This window comes from Paenimyroides aestuarii, assembly GCF_024628805.1.
Taxonomy (GTDB): domain Bacteria; phylum Bacteroidota; class Bacteroidia; order Flavobacteriales; family Flavobacteriaceae; genus Flavobacterium; species Flavobacterium aestuarii_A.
On sequence record NZ_CP102382.1, the window covers coordinates 2,914,756 to 2,939,881 of the forward strand.

The 25,126-nt window shown below is 34.8% G+C and carries 27 protein-coding genes and 3 tRNA genes; 7 read left to right on the plus strand and 23 right to left on the minus strand.

From position 1 onward, the window contains the following. Positions 1 to 13: 13 nt before the first annotated feature. From NPX36_RS14075 to NPX36_RS14160, 18 genes are all read right to left on the minus strand, one after another. Positions 14 to 87, minus strand: a tRNA-Thr gene (locus tag NPX36_RS14075). Positions 88 to 121: 34 nt separating this feature from the next. After that, a tRNA-Thr gene (locus NPX36_RS14080) sits at positions 122 to 195 on the minus strand. Positions 196 to 227: 32 nt separating this feature from the next. After that, positions 228 to 301, minus strand: a tRNA-Thr gene (locus tag NPX36_RS14085). 79 nt (positions 302 to 380) lie between these two features. After that, a complete protein-coding gene (locus NPX36_RS14090) occupies positions 381 to 647 on the minus strand; it encodes a hypothetical protein (RefSeq protein WP_257499359.1) in 267 nt (88 codons plus the stop codon). Between the two features lie 9 nt (positions 648 to 656). After that, positions 657 to 1,670 carry a type I phosphomannose isomerase catalytic subunit gene (locus NPX36_RS14095; protein WP_257499360.1) on the minus strand — a complete coding sequence of 338 codons (1,014 nt, stop codon included), beginning with the start codon at positions 1,668 to 1,670 and terminating at the stop codon, positions 657 to 659. A gap of 68 nt (positions 1,671 to 1,738) precedes the next feature. Further along, the gene (locus NPX36_RS14100) at positions 1,739 to 2,149 is read right to left on the minus strand and encodes a 6-pyruvoyl trahydropterin synthase family protein (RefSeq protein WP_257499361.1); all 411 of its coding nucleotides are present in this window, start codon (positions 2,147 to 2,149) and stop codon (positions 1,739 to 1,741) included. 3 nt (positions 2,150 to 2,152) lie between these two features. Next, a complete protein-coding gene (idi, locus tag NPX36_RS14105) occupies positions 2,153 to 2,683 on the minus strand; it encodes an isopentenyl-diphosphate Delta-isomerase (protein ID WP_257500759.1) in 531 nt (176 codons plus the stop codon). A gap of 97 nt (positions 2,684 to 2,780) precedes the next feature. Continuing rightward, complete coding sequence (locus tag NPX36_RS14110) at positions 2,781 to 4,091, minus strand: T9SS type A sorting domain-containing protein (RefSeq protein WP_257499362.1); 1,311 nt, start codon at positions 4,089 to 4,091, stop codon at positions 2,781 to 2,783. A gap of 73 nt (positions 4,092 to 4,164) precedes the next feature. Further along, positions 4,165 to 4,482: a DUF721 domain-containing protein gene (locus tag NPX36_RS14115; RefSeq protein ID WP_257499363.1), complete on the minus strand. Its 318-nt coding sequence runs from the start codon at positions 4,480 to 4,482 to the stop codon at positions 4,165 to 4,167. Next, on the minus strand, positions 4,475 to 4,897 hold the full coding sequence (locus NPX36_RS14120; RefSeq protein ID WP_257499364.1) for a hypothetical protein: 423 nt from the start codon (positions 4,895 to 4,897) through the stop codon (positions 4,475 to 4,477). Before NPX36_RS14120 ends, NPX36_RS14115 begins: the two co-directional genes overlap by 8 nt. Next, positions 4,897 to 5,850 (minus strand): signal recognition particle-docking protein FtsY, encoded by a 954-nt coding sequence (gene ftsY, locus NPX36_RS14125; protein WP_257499365.1) that lies wholly within the window; start codon positions 5,848 to 5,850, stop codon positions 4,897 to 4,899. Before ftsY ends, NPX36_RS14120 begins: the two co-directional genes overlap by 1 nt. Before the next feature lie 127 nt (positions 5,851 to 5,977). Next, positions 5,978 to 6,130, minus strand: a complete 153-nt coding sequence (locus NPX36_RS14130) for a DUF4295 domain-containing protein (RefSeq protein WP_257499366.1) — start codon at positions 6,128 to 6,130, stop codon at positions 5,978 to 5,980. An 11-nt stretch (positions 6,131 to 6,141) separates the two neighbouring features. Then, complete coding sequence (rpmG, locus tag NPX36_RS14135) at positions 6,142 to 6,330, minus strand: 50S ribosomal protein L33 (protein WP_091521250.1); 189 nt, start codon at positions 6,328 to 6,330, stop codon at positions 6,142 to 6,144. A 28-nt stretch (positions 6,331 to 6,358) separates the two neighbouring features. Beyond that, on the minus strand, positions 6,359 to 6,595 hold the full coding sequence (rpmB, locus tag NPX36_RS14140) for a 50S ribosomal protein L28 (protein WP_257499367.1): 237 nt from the start codon (positions 6,593 to 6,595) through the stop codon (positions 6,359 to 6,361). Between the two features lie 104 nt (positions 6,596 to 6,699). Further along, positions 6,700 to 7,962 carry a CinA family nicotinamide mononucleotide deamidase-related protein gene (locus tag NPX36_RS14145; RefSeq protein ID WP_257499368.1) on the minus strand — a complete coding sequence of 421 codons (1,263 nt, stop codon included), beginning with the start codon at positions 7,960 to 7,962 and terminating at the stop codon, positions 6,700 to 6,702. Continuing rightward, positions 7,963 to 8,574 (minus strand): fumarylacetoacetate hydrolase family protein, encoded by a 612-nt coding sequence (locus tag NPX36_RS14150; protein ID WP_257499369.1) that lies wholly within the window; start codon positions 8,572 to 8,574, stop codon positions 7,963 to 7,965. Position 8,575: 1 nt separating this feature from the next. Then, positions 8,576 to 9,349 (minus strand): 3'-5' exonuclease, encoded by a 774-nt coding sequence (locus NPX36_RS14155; RefSeq protein ID WP_257499370.1) that lies wholly within the window; start codon positions 9,347 to 9,349, stop codon positions 8,576 to 8,578. A gap of 66 nt (positions 9,350 to 9,415) precedes the next feature. Next, positions 9,416 to 10,987 (minus strand): NAD(P)/FAD-dependent oxidoreductase, encoded by a 1,572-nt coding sequence (locus NPX36_RS14160; protein WP_257499371.1) that lies wholly within the window; start codon positions 10,985 to 10,987, stop codon positions 9,416 to 9,418. Between the two features lie 92 nt (positions 10,988 to 11,079). Between NPX36_RS14160 and NPX36_RS14165 the strand changes: the two genes are divergently transcribed. Next, entirely contained in the window at positions 11,080 to 11,325 is a 246-nt protein-coding gene (locus tag NPX36_RS14165; protein ID WP_257499372.1) for a hypothetical protein, read from the plus strand. 14 nt (positions 11,326 to 11,339) lie between these two features. Here NPX36_RS14165 and NPX36_RS14170 read toward each other — a convergent pair whose 3' ends face one another. Both NPX36_RS14170 and NPX36_RS14175 read right to left on the minus strand, forming a co-directional pair. Further along, complete coding sequence (locus NPX36_RS14170) at positions 11,340 to 11,900, minus strand: rhodanese-like domain-containing protein (RefSeq protein WP_257499373.1); 561 nt, start codon at positions 11,898 to 11,900, stop codon at positions 11,340 to 11,342. A gap of 10 nt (positions 11,901 to 11,910) precedes the next feature. Beyond that, complete coding sequence (locus tag NPX36_RS14175) at positions 11,911 to 14,106, minus strand: RecQ family ATP-dependent DNA helicase (RefSeq protein WP_257499374.1); 2,196 nt, start codon at positions 14,104 to 14,106, stop codon at positions 11,911 to 11,913. A 91-nt stretch (positions 14,107 to 14,197) separates the two neighbouring features. Between NPX36_RS14175 and NPX36_RS14180 the strand changes: the two genes are divergently transcribed. From NPX36_RS14180 to NPX36_RS14205, 6 genes are all read left to right on the plus strand, one after another. Continuing rightward, a complete protein-coding gene (locus NPX36_RS14180) occupies positions 14,198 to 15,166 on the plus strand; it encodes a KpsF/GutQ family sugar-phosphate isomerase (RefSeq protein WP_257499375.1) in 969 nt (322 codons plus the stop codon). A gap of 23 nt (positions 15,167 to 15,189) precedes the next feature. Then, complete coding sequence (gene tatC, locus NPX36_RS14185) at positions 15,190 to 15,990, plus strand: twin-arginine translocase subunit TatC (RefSeq protein ID WP_257500760.1); 801 nt, start codon at positions 15,190 to 15,192, stop codon at positions 15,988 to 15,990. A gap of 10 nt (positions 15,991 to 16,000) precedes the next feature. Continuing rightward, positions 16,001 to 16,741, plus strand: a complete 741-nt coding sequence (gene lptB / locus NPX36_RS14190; protein WP_257499376.1) for an LPS export ABC transporter ATP-binding protein — start codon at positions 16,001 to 16,003, stop codon at positions 16,739 to 16,741. Positions 16,742 to 17,221: 480 nt separating this feature from the next. Continuing rightward, positions 17,222 to 18,727, plus strand: coding sequence for a polysaccharide biosynthesis protein (locus NPX36_RS14195; protein ID WP_317618265.1), 1,506 nt, complete (start codon positions 17,222 to 17,224; stop codon positions 18,725 to 18,727). 5 nt (positions 18,728 to 18,732) lie between these two features. Next, on the plus strand, positions 18,733 to 19,509 hold the full coding sequence (locus NPX36_RS14200; protein ID WP_257499378.1) for a polysaccharide biosynthesis/export family protein: 777 nt from the start codon (positions 18,733 to 18,735) through the stop codon (positions 19,507 to 19,509). Then, positions 19,509 to 21,827, plus strand: a complete 2,319-nt coding sequence (locus tag NPX36_RS14205; RefSeq protein WP_257499379.1) for a GumC family protein — start codon at positions 19,509 to 19,511, stop codon at positions 21,825 to 21,827. The genes NPX36_RS14200 and NPX36_RS14205 overlap by 1 nt, the downstream gene beginning before the upstream one ends. A gap of 86 nt (positions 21,828 to 21,913) precedes the next feature. Here NPX36_RS14205 and NPX36_RS14210 read toward each other — a convergent pair whose 3' ends face one another. The 3 genes from NPX36_RS14210 to gpmI all read right to left on the minus strand — a co-directional run bounded on the left by NPX36_RS14210 (position 21,914) and on the right by gpmI (position 25,088). Next, positions 21,914 to 22,678: a class I SAM-dependent methyltransferase gene (locus tag NPX36_RS14210; protein ID WP_257500761.1), complete on the minus strand. Its 765-nt coding sequence runs from the start codon at positions 22,676 to 22,678 to the stop codon at positions 21,914 to 21,916. A 3-nt stretch (positions 22,679 to 22,681) separates the two neighbouring features. Continuing rightward, a complete protein-coding gene (gene map / locus NPX36_RS14215; RefSeq protein ID WP_257499380.1) occupies positions 22,682 to 23,503 on the minus strand; it encodes a type I methionyl aminopeptidase in 822 nt (273 codons plus the stop codon). 61 nt (positions 23,504 to 23,564) lie between these two features. After that, positions 23,565 to 25,088 carry a 2,3-bisphosphoglycerate-independent phosphoglycerate mutase gene (gene gpmI / locus NPX36_RS14220; RefSeq protein ID WP_257499381.1) on the minus strand — a complete coding sequence of 508 codons (1,524 nt, stop codon included), beginning with the start codon at positions 25,086 to 25,088 and terminating at the stop codon, positions 23,565 to 23,567. Between the last annotated feature and the right edge of the window lie 38 nt (positions 25,089 to 25,126).

Here is a 25,126-nt window from a genome sequence, read left to right on the forward strand (position 1 = left end):
GGAGTTTTTTTAGAGCCTCTGGAGGGACTCGAACCCACGACCTGCTGATTACAAATCAGCTGCTCTAGCCAGCTGAGCTACAGAGGCAAAATGTAAATTAGTACTTTTATTGAAAATTTAGAGCCTCTAGAGGGACTCGAACCCACGACCTGCTGATTACAAATCAGCTGCTCTAGCCAGCTGAGCTACAGAGGCAAAATAATATTTTCAATTGTTAAAAGAACTTGAGCCTCTGGAGGGACTCGAACCCACGACCTGCTGATTACAAATCAGCTGCTCTAGCCAGCTGAGCTACAGAGGCGACTCATTTACGGTTGCAAATATACTGCTGTTTTTTGATTCTGCAAGAGCTACCGTAAATTTTTTAATGTTTTTTTTTATTACAATTTATTGATTTTTTCAACTAATTGATTTGCAGTTTCTTCTAAATCTGAATAAATTGCTTTAAAGTGCGCTTTTTTGTTTTCTACCTTTTTATTGTTCACTCTTTCGATTAAAACATCAAATTTTTCTATTGCTTCATCTATAATCGCTTCTGATTCTTGGGTTGGCTTTCCTGCTGTGGACATTTCCCAAATATAAACTGCTTCTATAATATCGCCTAAAACAAAATTAATGTCTTTCTTTAAATTTCTAACATTTGCCATAATAATCACTTATATTTCATTAATAAATACTTCTAATAAGGTTGCATTTCCAGTGAATGCAAAATTGGTTAACTGCGCAGGTACTAAAATGGTTGTGCCTTGCTGTACCTGAAATGTTTCATTGTTTGCGGTTAACTGTGCGCTTCCTTCGGTACAAATATACACCAAAAAACAATCACTATTTTTGGCTACTTCATACAAAGAGGTCAATGAAACTATTTTTGTTGTAAAAAAAGGACAATCAACTAAATTAATTGCTTCATTTTCCTTTTTTTGGTATTGAATTTTTGGATCTTTATTTTTATAATTGATTGCTTCTAAAGCCAAATCTACATGCAATTCCCGCTCATTTCCTTGATCATCTACCCGATCCCAATCATAAACGCGGTATGTGATGTCTGAGGTTTGCTGGATTTCTGCTAAAAGAATACCACCGCCAATGGCATGAATGGTTCCGGTTTCAATAAAGAACACATCTCCTTTTTGAACGTAATATTCCTGCAAAACATTGGGTAAGGTTTTGTTTTGCAAATGTTGTATATATTCTTCGGGCGAACTATCCTTTTTAAATCCTAAAATAATCCGTGCATCATCGTCGGCTTGCATAATGTACCACATTTCTGTTTTGCCAAATGAATTGTGGCGTTTTTTTGCCAATTCATCGTTTGGATGCAACTGAATAGATAAATCGGTTTTGGCATCTAAAAACTTAAACAACAAAGGAAATTGCGTGCCGTATTTTTGATATACTTTTGTTCCTAATATTTCATTGGGATACAAATGAATCAATTCGGCCAGGTTTTTTTCTTGGTAAATACCATTTGTAACCACATTTACATCGGTATCTATCATAGATATTTCCCAACTTTCTCCTATATTTTTACTTGGAAGTTTTTTGCCTAATGCCTTTAATTTTTCGCCACCCCAAATTCGTTCTTTCAGAATAGGCTGAAAATAAAGCGGATAGCTTTTAAATTTTGATTGAAGGTTGTGCTTATTTATATGTTTGGGTGTCGAATTCAATTGTAACTTATTCGGATAAATTAAGGGTGCAATTTACAAATTTTCTTAAATGATTTTCTTTAAAATAATCATAAACCACAATACTTTACAAAATTTCTTGGGGTTTCATACAGCGTTACATCTAAATCTAGTTTTAATGGCAGGCGTTTTCGCAATTTGTTCCAAATCACATAAGCTATATGTTCTGCCGTTGGATTCAAATCTTTAAAATCGGGCACATCTACATTTAAGTTTTTATGATCAAAAGGAAGCTCTACTTCTTCATAAATCAAATCGCTTAACTCTTTTATATCAATCACATAGCCTGTTTCTGGATTTACCGTACCGGTTACCTCTACTATAAGTTCATAATTATGACCGTGAAAATTGGGGTTATTGCATTTGCCAAATACCAATTCGTTTTTCTCGTCGGTCCAATCTTTTCTGTACAAACGGTGTGCTGCGTTAAAATGTGCTTTTCTGCAAACTGTAACTCTCATAACTTACTTTTTCTGAACTTGTTGAATATAATGGTAAAATTTATCAAAAATAATTTTGAACCATTCGGTATAATGTTCCGGATGCACTTGCATATCGCTTTTAATTGCTTCGGCGCTCATCCATTTCCAATTTTCTACTTCTTCTTTGTTGATTTCGGGTTTTTGATTGTAATATCCCACCATTACATGATCAAATTCATGTTCGGTTAATCCATTGTCAAAAGGAGCTTTGTAGATAAACGAAAAAACTTCTTCTAAACTTGTGGTAAATCCCATTTCTTCTTGCAAACGGCGGGTTCCGGCTTGAATATTGGTTTCGCCATCGCGTTGATGACTACAACAAGTATTGGTCCACAACATCGGAGAATGGTATTTGTGAGCAGCGCGTTGTTGCAGCATAATTTCGTTTTTATCGTTCAATATAAAAACCGAAAACGCACGGTGCAATAATGCTTCTTGGTGTGCTTGCATTTTGGGCATTAAACCAATGGGCTGATCTTTTTCGTTTACTAAAATTACTTGTTCTTCGGTTATCATATCGGGTATTACAAAAATCAAAAATACAATTTTTAATAGGAATAAAAAAACACCCTTCTATGCAAAAGGGTGCTTTTAGTGAAATATGTTTTGTTTATTTTACAATGATTCGGTTTGTGGTAACCTCACCGTTATAGGTTGATACAATCAGATATACTCCATTTGACGAGAATGTGGTATCAAAAACATAACTTTCTATGTTGTTTACCTCTTTTTTACTTACTAATTTGCCATCTAATGTGAACACATGAATATTCAAATTGGTTGGTTTTCCAAAATTGTAAGTTACATTTACCGTTTCGTTGATGCTTGCCGGGTTTGGATACGCGTTAACTTTTGAATCTAAATTAGATACAATTTCCGGTTTTGTAGTTTGTTTAGATTGTGTGGTATGCACTATTGAAAAAGTATCATAACCATTACCATCTGTATCAAAAACTACGTTTTCAAAAACCAATTCATTGCCTTGTACTTTTCCTTCAACACGCAACACGTTCGCATCATTCTCAAAAGTAGTTGCTGACGGGTTAATTGCCAATTGATACGTTCCAGTGGTTTTTAAAGTTCCTAAATTGAAACGCAAGTTTGCAACCGCTGGTTTTTTATTGGTTTGAACCAACCATGAAGAATCTAGAATTTCTGTATCGTTTTCTTTAACAAAGTTTGTTTTTTCGTTAGTTGATCCAACAAAAAGATACTCGTTATTCGCAAAACCATCACTGCTGATTGCTAAGCGCTTATCAACAGAATTTACTGTTTCCAATTTGTTTAAACCAAAATAATCGCTTCTTCCCAAACCTGTAATGGTATTGTTATAGGCTGGATTCAATTGGTGGTTCCAAATTTGTTTTCCGTTTGCATCTACATAATTGGCATTATCAATCAATGAAATTCCATATTTAATAGATAGATACGTTTGAATTTGCTGATGATCTAATTCGGTAAACGTATCGTTTACATAGATTACCTCATACACATCGGTTAAATCATTCGGAGTATCAATAATGGTTACATAATTCTTATCACCTGTGGCATTTGGGTAGTTAAAACCATATTTAACAATAGCACCTGTTCGCCTTTTTTGATCGATTGTAGATGCATCGTGGTAATTAATATTATGAGTGGTAACGGCGTGTTGTGCACACGTAAACGTAAAGTTCATCAAATCTTTTTCAATACCGTCTTCTGATTTGAAAACCATATAGAAATTAGAATTTCCAGCACCAATTGAGGTCGTTAATGACTGATTGCTATTGCCATTTACCGCTGCATTTTTGTTGAACATTTGTGCGGTGTTATTTGTTTTATTTGGCTTTAACCAAAATGATGCACGATTGTTAAAACTTTGTGCATGTACGGAAATTGACGCTAATAAAACTGCTGCTAAAAGTATTTTTCTATTCATAATGTTTTGTATTTTAATCGAATATACAAATTATTTTGTTTCGGCAAAAAAATAACTCATAAAAAATTATGAGTTATTTTAAAATTATTTTTTTTACAATTTCCTTTCCCAAGCTTTCATTGATCATTTTTATTATTTTATCAATTCCGTAGCTTAATTCTTCTCTAAGCACATCGGATGAAAGCGACACGAATAAGGTGTTTTTGCGCAGTTCAATCTGTTGGGTGTAGTTTGCAATTCCCGGTCCTAGCAAATTGATCCATGCTTCGCGAACGTTTAATTTATCAAAACCTTTCTCTAGATTGTATCCTTCGATCATCTTTCCCAAAACATTTTGTACAGATGATTCTTCGTGTAATCTTTTGTGAGGATTGAATTTTTTGTTATTCATTTATCTGGATGGGTGTATATCGTTTATAGGTGTATTTTACATTGTTGTTATTGATGATTACCAACTGATCTTTTGACAATTGATCGATTTTTTCGGTCCATTTTGTAAACTGCGTAGTATATTTCAAATAAGTGGCGTTGGCAGAATCGATTACCACAAATTGCTCTTGAATACCGTTTGATTGCGCTTTTCCATTTAGCTGAGGTACTATTTTGCTTCGCGTTCCTTTATCGCCATTCAATTGAAAATAATCTACATTGTTGTTTGATTGAAACGTTTTTAAATCGCCTTCTTCTGTTTTTGCTTCGCTTATTTCCCAATAACCATTCAAATGTTGGAGCTGTTCTGCAGAAATGGGTTTTGAACACGATACCAAAACAGTTGCAAATACAATAAAACTTAAAATTTTTCTCATTATTTAAAGAATGAATCTACGAATTCGTATTTATTAAACACTTGCAAATCTTCGATGCCCTCGCCCACTCCGATGTATTTTACCGGAATTTGAAATTGATCTGAAATACCAATCACCACACCGCCTTTTGCTGTACCGTCTAATTTTGTGACTGCTAAAGAAGATACTTCTGTTGCTGCCGTGAATTGTTTTGCTTGTTCAAACGCGTTTTGTCCGGTTGATCCGTCTAAAACCAACATCACATCGTGTGGTGCATCGCCAATAACCTTTTGCATCACGCGTTTCACCTTTGTAAGTTCGTTCATTAGACCTACTTTGTTGTGCAAACGCCCAGCGGTATCAATAATTACCACATCGGCATTTTGCGCCACTGCCGATTCTAAGGTATCAAAAGCAACCGAAGCCGGATCTGACCCCATTTGCTGTTTTACGATAGGTACTTGCACGCGATCTGCCCAAATTTGTAATTGGTCAATTGCCGCCGCACGAAACGTATCTGCCGCACCTAAAACAACTTTGTGTCCTGCTTTTTTGAACTGATATGCCAATTTGCCAATTGTGGTGGTTTTTCCAACGCCATTCACACCAACAACCATTATTACATATGGCTTTTTATCTTTTGGAACTTCGAATTCTGTAGCTTCGCCCGATTGGGTTTCAGAAAGCAATCCGGAAATTTCTTCGCGCAAAATTTTGTTCAGCTCATCGGTTCCTAAATATTTATCTTCGGCAACACGCTTTTCAATTCGATTGATAATTTTTAAAGTGGTATTCACACCAACATCTGAAGTGATTAACACATCTTCCAAATCATCTAAAACATCATCATCTACTTTTGATTTACCGGCAACCGCTTTTGATAATTTATCAAAAAAAGAGGTTTTTGATTTCTCAAGCCCTTTATCAAGTGTTTCTTTCTTTTCTGATGAAAATAAACGCTTAAAAAAACTCATATACTACAATTTTTATGAAACAAATATACAGATATTAATTTAACAATTTTTGATAAATATCATTTGTTAGAAAATAAAAAAAGCTACCTAATAATTTAGATAGCTTTTATGATTTATTGTTGAATGATTATTTTTTTGCTAAAAATTCATCCACTAATTCAGGAGCCATAACTGACTCTACAAACGTGTAAGCGCCTGATTTTGGAGATTTAACCATTTTAATAGCTTTGGTTAATTTTTTTGAACCTCCTTGTAATGTTGCTACGGTTTTCTTTGCCATGACTAACTAAATTATTTAATTTCTTTATGAACTGTTACTTTCTTTAAGATAGGATTGAATTTTTTGATTTCCATTCTATCTGGAGTATTCTTTTTGTTTTTTGTAGTAATGTAACGCGATGTACCTGGTAATCCTGTTGCTTTATGCTCTGTACATTCTAAAATTACTTGGATTCTGTTTCCTTTTGCTTTCTTTGCCATCTTGATAAAATTTTAATGGTGAATGGAATTATTTTAATAATCCACTTGCTTTAGCATCTTTAAGAACCGCAGCAATACCTTTTTTGTTAATTGTTTTTAATGCAGATGTTGATACTTTTAAAGTAACCCATCTATCCTCTTCAGCGATGTAGAAACGCTTTTTAACTAAGTTAACAGAAAACTTTCTCTTAGTTTTGTTCATAGCGTGTGATACGTTGTTTCCAACCATCGCGCGCTTTCCTGTAATTTGACAAACTCTTGACATTATTTCTTACTTTTAAAATCAGTGTGCAAAATAACGAATTAAAATTTATTTAAACAAGTGTTCTTTTTCTTTTTTTTATTTAATAGATAACACCTCTCTATTTTTTAGGTCGATTTTATTTGCAACCTTATATATTGATACAAAAGCAACCATGTTTTTTCAACAGCTGCTTGAATTACTTTGTGGCGTGGTTTTCCAAAATTGTAAGTAAAGCTTTCTACTTTATCCTCATACGCAAATGCAATACAAACGGTTCCTACTTCTGCATCGGCATCACCTTTTAGCGGACCGGCATTTCCGGTAGTTGCTATTGCAAGATCTGTTTGAAATATTTTTTTTGCACCAACCGCCATTTCTTTGGCAACTTCTTCGCTTACAACACTATAAGTTTCAATTGTTTGCTGCTGAACACCTAAAACAGCTATCTTCGATTCTGTTGCATAAGTAACGGCACTGCCTTTAAAATAAGCCGAAGCTCCTTCTATAGAAGTGAGTTTTTGAGCAATACTTCCTCCGGTACAACTTTCGGCTGTTGCAAGCGTTAAACCGCTCTTTTTCAGCAATTGTACCACCTCATCAAACAAAGTATCGGTATTTGTGACACCAATGAAAAATGCGGGAATTAATTGTTGCAACTCCTTAATCTTCTCATCAATTTCCTGAGTTATTTCTTCCACAGAATCACCTGTTTTGCTCAATCGCAAGCGCACCAAACCAAACTGTGGCAGATAAGCCAAATGAATGTTTTGAAGCTGCAAACTGTCTTCCCAAAGCGCTATTTTTTCAGCCAACATACTTTCACCAATACCTACTGTAAGCACGGTTTTGTGCACGATAGCATCTAACTGAAAGTGCTTTTTTATATAGGGAAACAACTTTTCGGTAATTAAATATTTCATTTCGTATGGAACGCCAGGCAATGACACAAAAACCGTTTGTTCTTTAACCATTAACATACCCGGAGCGGTGCCCACATCGTTAAAAAGCACTTCGCATTTTGAAGGTACTAAAGCCTGCAATCGGTTCATTTCGTTTAACGGTCGGTTGTAATAGTTGGCAATGAGTTGGGTTACATGATCTAAAACAGCCGTATTCATTACCAATTCATCATTAAAATAGTGGGCAAAAGTTTTTTTTGTGATATCGTCTTTTGTGGGACCTAAACCACCCGTAATAAGCACTAAATCAACTTTGTTTTGGTATTTTTCAAATGTTTCAATAATTTGATGAAATGTATCCGAAACAGCTATTTTTTCAATCACTTTACAGCCAATTGCTTCTAACTGTTGCCCTATAAAAACACTGTTTGTATCAACCACCTGCCCTATCAGCAGCTCGTCGCCAATGGTTATAATTGCTGCTTTCATTTAGATTACTTTAAAACTAAACATTTTTTCACCTTCTATAAATCCTTCCAATTCATCATTTGGATGCACTTTTGCAACGCCGCTTGGTGTTCCGGTAAAAATCACATCGCCCGTTTTCAATGTAAAAAATTGCGATATATAAGCAATTAGCTCGTTGATTTGCCAAAGCATATCTTTCGTATTGCCGCTTTGCACGGTTTCGCTGTTTTTCTTTAACTGAAAAGACACATTTTGCAAGTCTTCAAACTTTGTTTTATCAACAAAATCACCAATAACGGCCGATCCGTCAAAACCTTTTGCAATTTCCCAAGGCAAACCTTTTTCTTTTAACTTCGATTGCAGGTCGCGCGCGGTGAAATCAATACCTAAACCAATTTGATTGTAGTATTTATCGGCAAATTTTGGCTGAATATATTTGCCCACTTTACTGATTTTTACAAGAATTTCTACTTCGTGATGCACATCGGCTGAAAATTCAGGTATTACAAACGGATTTCCATTGTTCAACACACTGGTATCGGGTTTCATAAAAAGCACAGGCTCAGTAGGCTTTTGATTAGAAAGCTCGTTGATATGATCGATATAATTTCTTCCTACACAAATAATTTTCATACTAAAATTTATTAGTCAGTTTTCGCAATTTAATACCTGTTAGAACTTTTTTGGTGTATAAAGGAAAATCCGCGTTTTGTATCCAACCAAAATAACCTGGCTCGCGCTCTAAAACATCATCTACCAGCGCCCCCTTATGCTTGCCAAAGGTAAAAATTTCTTCTCCTTTATCATTTAAAGCGATAAATCCGGCAAAATCTACTGATTTTTTACGAGTTGTGAATACAGAAAGGGCTTTCATATCGTTTTCTAAATCTTCGTATCGATCTAATTGTGCCTTCAGAATTTCATAAGTTGCTTCGGTGTCAGCTGCTGCAGAATGGGCATTATCAAGCGATTTATTGCAATAAAATTTTAAAGCTGCACTCAATGTACGCTCTTCTTTCTTATGAAAAATTGTTTGCACGTCAATAGACACACGGTTTTTCATATCAAAATCTACATCGGCACGAAGCAACTCCTCTGCTAAAAGCGGAATATCGAATCGGTCGGAATTATATCCTGCCAAATCGGCGTCTTTTATCATATTATAAACCTGACCTGCTAATTCTTTAAAAGTGGGTTCATTGGCAACTTTTTCATTGGTAATTCCATGAACAGCTGTGGCGTGTGCCGGAATAGGAACCGTTGGGTTTACCAACCATGTTTTGCTTTCTTTGTTTCCGTTTGGAAAGATTTTTAATATCGAAATTTCTACAATTCTGTCTTTTGCTACATCAATTCCTGTTGTTTCTAAATCGAAAAAACATATCGGACGATTTAATTTTAATTCCATATTTTTTTTTAGATTTAATGTTTTAAAGTACACATATTTTCCTTTAAAGCACGTACTTTTATTAATTTAATTTCTATAACCAAAAATTTGTTCGGCACATTTAATGGCACATTTTTCGCCATCGATCGCTGCAGAAATAATTCCTCCGGCATATCCAGCACCTTCTCCGCAAGGATACAAACCTTTTATTTGCAGATGTTCTAAAGTTTCCTCGTTTCTTGGAATACGCACTGGCGATGATGTTCTGCTTTCGGGTGCATGCAAAATGGCTTCGTTTGTAAAATATCCTTTCATTGTTTTTCCAAACTCTTGAAACCCTTGGCGCATAATACCTGTTAAAAATTTCGGGAAAACATCCCCCAATTCAGCCGAAACCACGCCGGGAACATAAGACGTTTTGGGTAGGGATTCGGATATTTTTTTATTGGAAAAATCAATCATTCGCTGCGCAGGGACTTTTTGTGTTTTACCAGCTACTTTCCAGGCGGTGTTTTCAATTTCTTTTTGAAAATACATTCCTGCCAAAGCACCATGTTTTTGAAATGGTTTAAAATCTTCTAATTTCAATTCTACCACAATTCCTGAGTTCGCCGTAGCTTGATCGCGCTTTGAAGGCGACCATCCGTTCGTTACCACTTCCTCCACATTGGTGGCACAAGGTGCAATAACTCCTCCTGGACACATACAGAAAGAATACATTCCACGACCGTTTACTTGCTTTACGATGGAGTACGGTGCCGGTGGCAAGTATTCTCCCCTAAAATCACAAGAATATTGAATACTGTCAATAAGCGATTGCGGATGTTCTGCCCGAACTCCCAAAGCAAAAGGTTTCGCTTCAATGAGCACTTCTTTTCGATCTAATAATTCAAAAATATCTCGTGCCGAATGTCCGGTAGCCAAAATCACTTGGCGCGCAGGAATTTTTTCTCCCGTATGCAAAACTACTCCATTTATTTCATTGCCTTTAATATCAAAATCGATCACCCGTTTATCAAAAAGAACTTCGCCGCCAAATTCAATAATTTTATGGCGCATATCTTCCATGATTTTGGGCAATTTATTGGTGCCAATGTGGGGATGCGCTTCTACCAAAATATCTTGCGATGCGCCAAAAGCTACCAAAAGCTCTAAAATTCGGTTTACATCGCCTCTTTTTTTAGAGCGGGTATATAGTTTACCATCTGAATAGGTTCCTGCACCTCCTTCGCCAAAACAATAGTTGGAATCAGGGTTTACAATATGATCCACATTAATTGCTTTTAAATCTCTTCTGCGACCACGTACGTCTTTTCCACGTTCTATAACGATTGGTTTCACACCTAATTCAATTAATTGCAAGGCCGCAAAATATCCAGCCGGACCTGCACCAACAACAATGGCAACAGGTGCGTTTTTTATATTTTTATACTCGGGAAAATGAATGGTGCGATGCACTACTTCTTCGCCTTGAAAAAAAACATGAATTTTTAAATTTATTTTTATCTGTTTTTGGCGGGCATCGATAGAGCGTTTTAAAATGGATATATGTTGAATGTCATGAACCGATGTATGTGTTAATTTTGCCACATAATCTGTCAGCAATTGGTTGTCAACTGCTATTTGGGGAAGAACTTGTAATTGTATTTCTTGAGGCATTTTTTTATAAAGCAAATTTGAAAATACAAAAGTACATTAATTATGGTTTTGATTTAAAAAGGATGTTTTAAATTTACTGAAATTTAAAAAGCATGGAACGACAAATCAAGTTAATTTGGGATTTTAGAGGATATGATGCATTGAAAACTGCAGAACATCAGGAAATTCATTTGAAACAATTCATACAAATGGAAGGTTTACCCATTACTATTACCGGGTTTGAACAGATAAATGAAATGCATGCTATTGCTTTTATCGTAGTAAATGACGATTTAATGCGAAAATTGCGCGATATACTAAAGCCGCATCGAGGGGAATTGTACAGCGATATTGCATAAGCATTTGCGCTTTCCTACCTCACCCCAACTCCTTCTAATTTTAATCTGGGATCATTTATATTTACTAGTTCGTCTAATTCATAAACGTTTCTATAACCATATCCATATAAATTAACGTAGGTTGGTATATTTAACGCCAATGTCAAAGGTTGCGTATCAGCTGGTGCTTTAGAGTTTGAGCCAGCAACTTTAGAGGCAAAATTCACTTGATCGCCTTCAAAATTGTTGTTACAATAAATCAAAATTTTGGTTTTGGGGTCAGGAATTAATGCTTGTAATGCTTGTTGTGTAAAATCACTAAAGCTTAAGTGAACCGCACCTTCAATGTGTTTTAAGTTGTATCGAAAAGTGGAACGAGTGTCTAAAATAACTACATTTTCTTCTTTGCTCATTTTTAAAAATGTATTAAAATCAATTAAACGCTCAGTTCTGTGATCTTCTACTTGCGCTATTAATCCTTTGTAATCATCATAGTTCACTAAAGCTTTTGCATAATTCTGATTTGCATCGTTGCTTTGAGCAAAGATACTGCACACACTGAAAAACGCTACAATTGCAAAGCTTAACTGTTTCATTCAACAAAAATTAATTGGCTACTTCACTAATAAATTTTATACGCATTAAACGCAATTCTTCAATATCATAATCACCGTCGAATTCCTTTAAAGCCGCTTTAATAGAGTCGTTTTCAGCTTCCATAAAATATTCTTTGATTTCATCTTGCTGGTCGTCGTCCAAAATATCATCAATCCAATAGTTGATGTTCAGTTTCGTGCCTGAATATACAATTTGCTCCATTTCTTTCAAAAGCAAATCCATATCTAGACTTTTTGCAGCGGCAATATCTTCCAACGATAATTTTCGATCCACACTTTGAATAATAAATAATTTCAAAGCAGAATTGGCACCTGTAGATTTTACCACCAAGTCATCAGGACGAATTACATCGTTTTCTTCTACATATCTATTGATTAGCTCTAAGAATTCCTTACCGTATTTTTTAGCTTTTCCTTCGCTCACACCATGCACATTGGCTAATTCATCCATCCTAATTGGATATTTTAACGCCATATCATCTAATGAGGGGTCTTGAAAGACGACAAACGGCGGAACGCCCATTTTTTTTGCCACTTTTTTACGGAGGTCTTTCAGCATACCAACCAATACTTCATCGGCTACATTTGATGATTTATTATTTACAATAATGCTATCATCTGCTGTTTCTTCGTAATTATGATCTTCTGTCATCATAAAAGACGACGGATTTTTTAAGAAATCTTCTCCTTGTGGCGTCATTTTAATAACACCATAGCTTTCAATATCTTTTGAAATAAAACCTGCGACTAATACTTGGCGTATCAAGGCCATCCAATATTTATCTGTATAGTCTTTTCCTGCGCCAAATATGCTTTGGGTATCGGTTTTATAGGATTTTATAATCGAGTTTATTTTTCCTAATAAGGTTAATACAATTTCTTTTGATTTATAGATTTGCTTGGTATCTTTTATGGTTTTTAAAAGAAGTACCACTTGGTCTTGGGCTTCTTTTTTGGTTTTAGGGTTGCGCGAATTATCATCCATATCGGCTCCTTCCCCATTTACTTCATCAAATTCTTCACCAAAATAATGTAGTAAAAATTTACGGCGCGAAACAGATGTTTCGGCATAAGCAACCACTTCTTGCAACAAAGCAAAACCAATTTCTTGTTCAGCCAATGGCTTTCCTGTCATAAATTTTTCTAGCTTCTCAATATCTTTATAAGCATAATAGGCCAAGCAATAACCTTCGCCTCCATCACGGCCGGCACGTCCTGTTTCTTGATAATAACTTTCAAGCGATTTGGGTATATCATGATGAATTACAAAACGCACATCGGGCTTGTCGATTCCCATTCCAAACGCTATCGTTGCTACCACCACATTTACATCTTCCATTAAAAACATGTCTTGATGTTTGGCGCGGGTTTTGGCATCTAATCCTGCATGATACGGAACAGCCGTTATACCATTTACTTGTAAAACTTGAGTAATTTCTTCTACTTTTTTTCTACTTAAACAATAAATAACGCCCGATTTACCTTTAAATTGATTGATAAATTTAATGATATCTGATTCGATATTTTTTGTTTTTGGTCGTACTTCATAATACAAATTGGGTCTGTTGAACGATGCCTTAAACACATTTGCATTGGGAATTTCAAGGTTTTTAAGAATATCTTCTTGCACTTTTGGTGTGGCAGTTGCAGTTAACCCAATAATCGGAATATCGCCCAATTTGCGGATGATATTGCGTAAATTTCGATATTCAGGTCTGAAATCATGCCCCCATTCCGAAATACAGTGTGCTTCATCTATGGCGATAAAAGACAGCGGAACCGAGTTTAAAAAAGAAACATATTCTTCTTTTGTAAGCGATTCTGGAGCAACATATAAAAGTTTGGTAACACCTTTTTTAATATCGTCTTTAACCTGTGTGATTTCTGTTTTTGTTAACGAAGAATTTAAAACGTGAGCCACGCCGATTTCGTTTGATAAGCCGCGAATGGCATCGACTTGGTTTTTCATTAAAGCAATAAGGGGCGACACCACAATTGCAGTTCCTTCTAACACTAACGCAGGTAATTGGTAACATAAAGATTTTCCGCCGCCAGTTGGCATGATTACAAAAGTATTATTGCCATAAATAATGCTATTTACAACTTGTTCTTGCAATCCTTTGAACTGACTGAATCCAAAATATTTTTTTAATTCTTTATGTAAGTCAATTTCGATTGATTTCATGTTTTTAATTATGCTATTTTATCTAAATTTGCAATTATAAAGATATACAAATCTTTTAGTTTTATCAAAATTTACCTAACACGTTTGCGTTTTGAATATCAATTTTAACATATTATCTGCTGCCAAAAGCACTTTAAAAGCTGAAAGCGATGCAATTACAAAGGCTATCGACTTTTTAAATGATGACTTTTTAAACGCTGTAACGGCTATTTTTAACACAAAAGGTCGTTTAATTGTCACTGGAATTGGCAAAAGTGCACATATTGGTCAAAAAATTGTAGCTACATTGAACTCTACAGGAACACCATCTATGTTCTTGCATGCTGCCGAAGCTGTTCACGGCGATTTGGGAATGATTACAAAAAATGATATTATTTTATGCATTTCCAAAAGCGGAAACAGCCCAGAAATTAAAGTTTTGGTGCCGCTATTAAAGCGCGATGGCAATATTTTAATTGCAATGACCGGAAACAGCGCTTCGTTTTTAGGAAAAAACGCCGATTTTGTAATTAATGCTTATGTGGAAAAAGAAGCAGACCCCAACAATTTGGCGCCAACCACCAGCACCACGGTACAGTTAGCCTTGGGCGATGCATTGGCTGTAGCTTTAATTGAAATGCGAAATTTTACAGCAAATGATTTTGCGAAGTTTCATCCGGGCGGTGCATTAGGTAAAAAACTTTTGTTGCGTATCAACGCTATTTTAGATACTAATAACAAGCCAGCCGTAAAAACCACTTCTACCATACAAGAGGTTATCTTTGAAATATCTAATAAACGTTTGGGAGTTACTGCGGTTCTAGAAAACAATGAAATCAAGGGAATTATTACCGATGGTGATATAAGAAGAATGTTAGAAAAAACAACCGATCTTTCGGCCATTACTGCAGTTGATTTAATGACAAAAAATCCAAAATCAATTGATTTAAGCTCCAAAGTAGAAGATGCTTTAAACATTATGGAGTCATTTGAAATTACACAACTTGTGGTTACAGACAATAATCAATATGCCGGCATCATTCATTTGCACGACATTTTAAAAGAAGGAATTGTATCGTGAAAAACAAAAACACCAACAAAGAAATGTCGTTCTTAAACCATTTAGAAGAACTTAGATGGCTTTTAGTACGCAGCACCATTGCTATTTTAATTACGTCGGTAATTGCAGTTATTTTTAATGAGTTTATATTTGATGTAATTATTTTTGGTCCTAAACGGGGTGATTTTCTAACTTATCAATTTTTTTGCACAATTGCACAACAGTTTGATTTGGATCAGTCGTTTTGCAACAACGAATTGCCTTTTGTTATTCAAAACCGAACTATGGACGGGCAACTTTCTGTTTTAATCTGGACATGTATAACAGCCGGTTTCATCATGGCTTTTCCTTTTATTTTGTGGGAATTTTGGAAATTTATAAGTCCGGCACTTTATGAAAAAGAACGCAAATATGCTAAACTATTCATTTTTGTATCGAGTATTTTATTTTTTTTAGGAGTGATTTTTGGATATTTCATATTAGTACCTTTATCAATCAATTTTTTAGCTAATTTTACAATAAGTTCTATTGTAGAAAATCAAATTGACATTAATTCGTACATCAGCCTTGTGAAAACCACATCGCTTGCAACGGGTTTAATTTTTGAATTGCCCATAATCATTTTCTTTTTAGCATATCTGGGACTTATTACCGATAGCTTTTTAAGAGAATACCGCCGTTATGCATACGTTTTGATTCTAATTGTAGCTGCAATTGTTACCCCGCCTGACATTATTAGTCAAATGATTGTTTCTATTCCCTTAATTATTTTGTATGAGGGAAGTATAGTAATAGCAAAAGTCATCACCAAAAAAAATGTACAAAAGCAGGTAAAGCAAGTTTAAAAAACCAAAAATGAAATTAAGAGCAGAAAATTTAATTAAAACATATAAAGGAAGAAAAGTTGTAAAAGGCATTTCGGTTGAGGTAAACCAAGGAGAAATTGTAGGTTTATTAGGACCAAATGGTGCTGGAAAAACAACTTCGTTCTACATGATCGTGGGCTTGGTAAAACCCAATTCCGGAACCATCTATTTAGATAACCTAAATATCACAAACTACCCCATGTACAAACGTGCGCAAAACGGAATTGGTTATTTGGCACAAGAAGCATCGGTTTTTAGAAAGTTAAGTATCGAAGACAACATTCTTTCGGTTTTACAACTTACAAAGCTTTCCAAAAAAGAACAAGAAGCAAAAATGGAATCGCTGATTGATGAGTTTAGTTTGCAACATATTCGTACCAATCGTGGAGATTTACTTTCGGGTGGTGAACGCCGCCGAACTGAAATTGCTCGTGCCTTGGCAACCGATCCAAAATTTATTCTTTTAGATGAGCCTTTTGCCGGAGTAGATCCCGTGGCGGTTGAAGATATTCAACGTATTGTGGCACAATTGAAAAACAAAAATATTGGTATTTTAATTACCGACCACAATGTGCAGGAAACATTGGCCATTACAGATAAAACCTATTTAATGTTTGAAGGCGGAATCTTGAAAGCGGGTATTCCTGAAGATTTAGCTGAAGACGAAATGGTTAGAAAGGTTTATTTAGGGCAGAACTTTGAATTACGAAAAAAGAAGCTGGAATTTTAAGTTAAAATTTCAATTTAAAATTAAAAAAATGTACTTTTGCAGAACCTTTGGAAAATTACTATGCCCGTACCAAATAACTTACAGAAAAATTTTTCGTATCTCCGATCGATACAGTATCTACCAAGGTGGATCATTTTTTCAATAGATATTTTTATAGTAATTTTTTCGGCATTAATTGGGTATTTCATTTTAGATGGAATTGGAATTAATATACAAAATACTCATTTTGTACCTTATAATCTAATACTTCTTATTGGTATTCACATTTTCTATTTTTGGTTATTCAAAACATTTACAGGAGTTATTCGGCATACCACTTTAAATGATGCCACAAAACTTTTTTTTTCAGAGTTATCTTGTTTTGTTACACTTTATATAATAAACACATTATTTTATGTTATCTATGATATAAAGTTGTTTTTAAATACGCGCTTGCTAATCACTGTTGCTATTAGTTTTTTTCTTCTTCTACTTTTTAGATTGTTTGTAAAAACTACTTTCGATTTTTTTTCACACTATTCACAACAAAATCATTTTATAAACACGGTGATCTATGGTAGTGGTGAACGGGCAATTGCCATTGCTAATGCTATTATTGCAGAAGTTCCAAAAAAATACAAGCTAAAAGGTTTTATAAACCCCAATGCAAAAAATTCGTTTAATCGTATTTTAAACCTGCCCGTTATTGGAAAGTCGAGAAAAATCCCTGTACTGGTGCGCGTTTTGGGAGCAAATAGTGTCATTATTGCAGATGAAACACTTTCTAAAGATGAAAAAATCGATTTAATTGAAGATTGCTTAAAATACAATATTAAAGTTTATAATCTTCCAGGAATAACTGATATCAATAATCAGAAAAAAGTTGCATCGAACATTCGAAAAATAAAAATTGAAGATTTGTTAGAACGCAAGCCTATCCAAATCAACAACACACAGATTTCACATCAAATAAAAGATAAAGTGATTTTGGTGTCTGGAGCAGCAGGATCTATTGGCAGCGAAATTGTTTGGCAAGTGGCGAATTTCAATCCCAAAAAATTGATTTTGGTAGATCAAGCCGAAACACCTTTGCACCAAATATCCTTGGAGATTACCAAATCAAATACCACCGCAGAAATCATTTGCATTATTGCCGATGTGAGAAACTATGATTGCTTAGAAAAAATATTTTCAGATTACACGCCTGATATTGTTTATCACGCTGCCGCTTACAAGCACGTTCCTTTAATGGAAATGAATCCGCAGCAAGCTATTTTTACAAACGTATTGGGAAGTAAATATATGGCCGATTTGTCATTGAAATACAAAGCAGAGCGTTTCGTAATGGTTTCAACCGATAAGGCGGTAAACCCGAGCAATGTGATGGGTGCCAGCAAGCGTATCGCAGAGAAATACGTGCAATCTTTAGCCCAAAAATTAAAAAATGAATCAGGCAACACCACAAAATACATTACCACACGTTTTGGAAATGTGTTAGGCTCAAATGGTTCTGTGGTTCCTTTGTTTACAAAGCAAATCGAAAATGGCGGGCCAATTACCATCACCCACCCGGATATTATTCGCTATTTCATGACCATTCCCGAAGCGTGCCAATTGGTGCTTGAAGCAGGTTCAATGGGCAACGGAGGCGAAATTTATATTTTTGACATGGGAAAACCCGTTAAAATTATAGATCTTGCCACAAAAATGATTAAATTAGCTGGTTTGGAACCAGAAAAAGATATAGAAATAAAAGTTGTAGGTTTGCGTCCGGGTGAGAAACTGTATGAAGAATTATTAAATGACAGTTCTACGACCTTGCCTACTCATCATGAAAAAATAATGATTGCGCAAGATATACACGAAGATTATGAGTTTATATCAAGCCAAATTGAAGATTTAAAGAAGTTAGCAGCCTCGTTCTTAGTTATCGATACAGTTGCTACGATGAAAAAAATAGTTCCTGAATTTAAAAGTTTAAATTCAGAATTTGATAAACTAGATTAATATTTATGAGAAAGATTATTTTACCAGCTATTATCACAAGTTTTTTACTAGCATCATGTGTTTCGAGAGAAAAAATTGCATATTATCAAAATATCGAAGGTACAGAAATAGTTAACAAAAAATTTGAAACCAAAATTAAAACAGACGACCTTTTAATGATTTTGGTTTCTGCACAAGATCCTATAGCCGTAGAACCTTTCAATTTAACTACCAATTTATCGGTAGATCCTTCTAATCAAGCAGGTGGCGGCCAAAGACAACAACAATTGTATTTAGTTGATGATAAAGGTTATATTGATTTTCCAACTTTAGGAAAAATAGAAGTTGCCAACAAAACAAAAGATGAAATTGTAAATAATTTACAAACTAAAATTTCTAAATACGTAAAAAACCCTATCATAAATTTACGTATTATGAATTATAAAGTCACAGTTCAAGGTGAAGTAAAAATGCCCGGTACACATCGTATCACTTCAGAAAGAATCACTTTATTAGAAGCTTTAGCACTTTCAGGTGACCTTACCAACTATGGAAAACGTGATAATATTTTGGTGCTTCGAGAAGAAAACGGAGAGGTTACTTCACACCGAGTAGATCTTACCAAGGCCAATTTCATCAATTCAGACTTTTATTATTTAAAGCAAAACGATGTAGTTTACGTAGAACCAAACAAAGTAGCCGTAAACTCATCGGCAGTTGGTCCAAATATTTCGATATACTTATCGGCATTTTCTCTATTATTAACAACTGTAGCTTTAATACTTACAAATTCTAACAAATAATGACAGAAGATAAAGACAACGTAATTAACTTAAAAGAAGAGTTATTTAAGTATTTAGCGCATTGGCGTTGGTTTGTATTAAGTGTTTTTATAGCACTTATTTTGGCGTTTACCTATCTAAAATTTACTCCTAAAAGTTATAGCATTGCTACAAAAATCTTAATAAAAGATGAAAAAAGCAATGATTTAGCCAATCAGTTAAGTGCTTTTTCAGAAGCTGGTTTATTAGGGAATTCAAAAAATAACATAGAAAACGAAGTAGAGATTCTAAAATCTAGAACCTTAATTTACAACACCTTAGACTCTTTAAACTTAAACATTCAATATGTAGATGTTTCTGAAGTTATTGAGAAAGATTTATACAAAAAATCACCTATTGAAGTATTGTGGAATAACGATGCTATTTCTAAGCCTGTCACCATTGAACTGCATAATATCAAAGGAAACAATTTTGAAGCTGTGGTGAATGATACAAAGTTAGGAACAGCCTCATTTGATAAAAACATAAGCACAGAATATGGAGCTTTTGTAGTAAAGAAAAAGGCATCTTTAAACAAGTTAACTGAAATTAAGGTAAATGTATTTCCTAAAATGCAGTTAGCAGAAAATTATCGAAACATATTAAGTGTGGCGCCAGCAAGTAAAACTTCAAGTGTTATAGATGTTTCAATTGTAGATCAAACTCCACAAAAAGCTGCTGATTTTTTGAATACATTAGTACACAACTATAATCTAGGAGGTATTAAAGACAAACGTTTTATTTCTGAAAATACGGCAAATTTCATTTCGGATCGATTAAAACTAATTGGTACTGAATTAGGTGACGTGGAGTCGCAAGTAGAAGGTTATAAAAACGCCAACAATTTATCGGATATAGAAACAGAGGTAAAATTGTATTTAGACAATTTATCTACTTTTGAAAAATCGGTATTAGAAAACGAAACTAAAATAAATATTGTAAACAGCTTAATAAGTCATGTAAGTAAAGCAAAAAAAGATGACTTAGTACCTGGAGGTTTACTTACAGATGACGCTGGTTCTGAAAGCCTTATTCAAGAAATTAACCAATTAATCCTAGAAAAACAAAAAATTTCGATTAGTGCTACATCTGAAAATAGTAAATACATTCTTCTAGAAGAGCAAATCAGAACATTAAAATCAAACTTACTGGCAAGTTTACGTAGAAATTTAAGTTCTTTACAAATTGTTAAAAACGACTATAAACGTCAGGAAAACGAGATGCAAGCAAAACTTGCACAAGTACCTCGTCAAGAGAAAGAATTCAGAATTATCGATCGTCAGCAAAAAGTAAAAGAAGCATTGTATCTTTTCTTACTTCAAAAACGAGAAGAAACCAATATTACATTAGCAGCTACTGATTTGAATGCCAAAGTGATTGACAAAGCTATTGTAACAGACAAACCTGTGGCACCAAAAACAATGATTATCTTATTGGCCGCTTTGGTTTTAGGTGCCATTATACCGTTTATAGTTATCTATGTTAGAAACCTATTAGACACCAAAATTAAAACGAGATTTGATATTACCGACAATTCAAATATTCCTTTCTTGGGCGATATTCCAACGTCTGAAACTAGCGATCAGTTAATGGAAATAAGCAGCCGATCGAGTGCCGCTGAAGCAATAAGAATTGTTCGAACAAATTTAGACTTTATACTTTCTGAAAAAGCAGAAGATGAATGCAAAGTTATTTTCTTAACTTCAACCATCTCTGGAGAAGGTAAAACTTTTGTATCTGCAAACTTAGCAGCTACTTTCTCACTGTCGGGTAAAAAAGTATTATTAATAGGTTTAGATTTGCGAAACCCTAAATTATACGAATATTTAAAAGTAAATCCTTTGGGAATTTCAAATTATGTAACTTCAAACAATAAAACATTGAATGAATACATAAGCAATGTGGAAGGATATGAAAATTTTGATGTTTTATCTTCAGGTTCTATTCCTCCAAATCCCACAGAGATTTTAATGAGTAAAAAAATCAAAGAAGTTTTCGATACGTTAAAATCCCAATACGATTATATCATTGTTGATACAGCACCTGTAAGTTTAGTAACCGATACTTTATTGATTAGTAAATATGCCGATGCCACTATTTATGTGGTCAGAGCAAACAAAATTGATAAAGAAATGCTTCGAATTCCGAACGAATTATACAAAGACAAAAAATTAAACAAACTCACATTTGTTTTAAATGATTCAGATGTTACCAAAGGATATGGCTATGGGTACGGATATGGATACGGAGCCAAAGCTGAAAATACATCTTTCATCAAAAAAATGTTAGGTCTTAAATAAAGTACAAAACCTTATTATTTCATAAAAAAAGGATTTCAGAAAAATTAATGGAATCCTTTTTCAATTAGGAAAGATATTTAATCTATTTATTTAAAACAAACGGGCAGCAGTTCTCCTTTTGCCAAGCAGTATTTTTCTACTTCTTCATTTGATAATTTAGCAGTGTAATCAACGGCATTTACTTTAAAACCAATGCTTCGTAATTTATCAAAATAATCTCGTCCGTAAATGCGTACATGGTCATATTGTCCAAAAATTTTTGCGCGTTCTGCTTTATCAGTTATGGAATGATCTTCAAAAGTTTCTTGCCGAGATAAGTCTTGCGGAATTTGCAAAATTGCCATTCCGCCTGGTTTTAAAACTCTGAATAGTTCTTGCATTGCCTTAGTATCATCTGGAATATGCTCTAAAACGTGGTTACAAAAAATCACATCATAAGAATCATCGCTAAATGGCAAATTACAAATATCCGCTTTCACATCTGCTAATGGCGATTCTAAATCGGTGGTGGTATATTCCAAGTTTTTTTGTGCTCTAAATCGTTTGTAAAACGCTTGCTCGGGAGCAAAATGCAACACTTTTAATTGCTTTGAAAAAAATTCTGTTTCATTTTTAAGATACAACCACAACAATCGATGGCGTTCCAATGAAAGTGTACTTGGTGATAACACATTGTTTCGTTGGGTTCCGTAACCATAAGGCAGAAATGTTTGAAACGATTTGCCATCTATCGGATCTGTAAAACGATCGCCCTTTAAAGCAACAGCCAAAATGGGTCTAACAAAATAACTCGCCCTGATTAAAATGGGGCGAGGTATGGTATTCAATATCGTTTTAAAAACTTTTTTAATCATTTACGATAAAACTAAAGGCTGTTTACGAAACTCTTCTTCTTCGTCCGACACTATTCCGAGAGCCTTGTAAATATAGGCGAATGTTGAAAGCAACTCGGGTTTTCCGTCAACCAAAGCCACATCGTGTTCAAAGTGTGCCGAAGGTTTTCCGTCGCGGGTAACGATAGTCCAACCATCTATTAGTTGCTTGATATTTTTGGTTCCCATGTTGATCATTGGTTCAATAGCAACCGTCATTCCTTCTTGAAACAATTTTCCACGACCTTTTTTACCGTAGTTTGGCATCTCTGGCGCTTCGTGCATTTTTTTACCCAATCCGTGCCCTACTAATTCCCGAACTACAGAATATCCGTGACTCTCAGCATAGCGTTGAATGGCAGAACCTACGTCTTCTACCCTATTTCCTAATTTGAATTCACGAATGCCTACATATAATGATTCTTTTGTAACTTGTAATAGTTTTTTGGTTTCGGGTGCCACTTCGCCCACCTCAAACGTATAGCAATGGTCGCCGTAATATTCGTTTACAATAGCTCCTAAATCACAAGAAACCACATCGCCATCTTCTAAAGCCCGATTAGTTGGCAAACCGTGAACAATTTGTTCGTTCACACTTGTTAGCAAGGTGCAAGGGCATCCATACAAGCCTAAAAATCCGGGTGTACCTCCGTGATCTCTAATATATTGTTCTGCTAATTTATCTAAATGTAAGGTGGTGACACCTGGTTTAATTTCTGTAGCCAACATTCCTAAAGCTTTAGAAACCAACAAGGCTGCTTGGCGCATAATTTCTATTTCTTCTTTTGTTTTCAGTACAATCATTTAAAAAAAATTTGTAGTGCAAATTTACTCAATTTCATTTGAAAATTGGTTTGAAAAGCAATTAAGCTTCAATCAAAACATTTCCGGTCATTACGGGTGGTTGTGAAACACCCATTAATTTTAGCACAGTTGGGGCAACATCTGCCAAAACACCGTTGTGAATTTCTTTAATGTCTTTATCAATTAAAATTACAGGAACAGGATTTGTGGTGTGGGCTGTATTTGGACTTCCGTCTTCGTTAAACATGGTTTCGCAATTGCCATGATCTGCCAAAACAATAACTGTGTAATTATTCAAAACAGCTGCTTCTACCACTTGTTGTGTGCAAATATCTACGGTTTCACAAGCTTTTATAGCGGCACTCATACTGCCGGTATGTCCTACCATATCGCCATTTGCAAAATTAATCACAATAAAATCTGCATCGCCTTTATTTAATTCTGGAAGCAATGCATCTTTTAAATCATAGGCACTCATTTCGGGTTTTAAATCGTAAGTGGCTATTTTTGGCGACGGACATAAAATACGGGATTCGCCTACAAATGGTTCTTCACGCCCACCTGAAAAGAAAAATGTTACATGGGGATATTTTTCGGTTTCGGCCATGCGAATTTGCTTTTTACCAGCGCTTTCTAAAACTTCACCCAAAGTGTTGGTAACATTGTCTTTATTGTAAACCACTTTGACATTCTGATAGCTTTCATCATAATTGGTAAGAGTCACATAGTATAAATTTAATTTTTCCATCCCAATCTCTGGCAAGCTTTTTTGCGAAAGCACCTCGGTTAACTGTCTTCCGCGGTCGGTTCTAAAATTAAAAAAAATCACCACATCATCTTCATGAATGGTTGCAACTGGCTTGTTTGCTGCATCAACCATTATGATTGGCTCAATGAATTCATCGGTAATTTCATTCAAATAACTATCTGAAATGCTTAAAACAGCATTGTGAGAAGGCATTCCAATACCTTTTACTACCAAATCGTATGCTTTTTTTACACGATCCCAACGTTTATCTCGATCCATTGCATAATACCTACCTACAACAGAGGCTAATTGCGCAGAAGTATTACTAATGTGTTTCACCAAACGATCAATATGACCAGCACCCGATTTTGGATCCACGTCGCGCCCATCAGTAAATGCGTGAACGAAAATATCTTTTAAACCGAAATCATTTGCCGCATCTAGCAAGCCAATTAAGTGATCGATATGTGAATGCACCCCTCCGTTTGATACCAATCCTAAAAAATGCACCGGTTTGTTGTTTACTTTTGCATATTGAAAAGCTTCCTGCAAAACGGGTTCTGCACTCAATGTTTGGTTTTGAACGGCTAGGTTTATCTTTGCTAAATCTTGATATACAATTCTGCCTGCCCCAAGATTCATGTGTCCTACTTCAGAATTTCCCATTTGTCCTTCTGGTAAACCAACATTCAAACCGTCAGTTCGCAATTGCGCCCAAGGATATTTTTTGTATAAACTATCTATAAAGGGTGTATTTGCATGATCAATTGCAGAAACTTTGGGATCGGGTGAATTGCCCCAACCGTCTAATATCATTAAAAGGACTTTTTTGTTCATTTTTATGTATCGAATTATTCGTCAAATTTACTTATAGA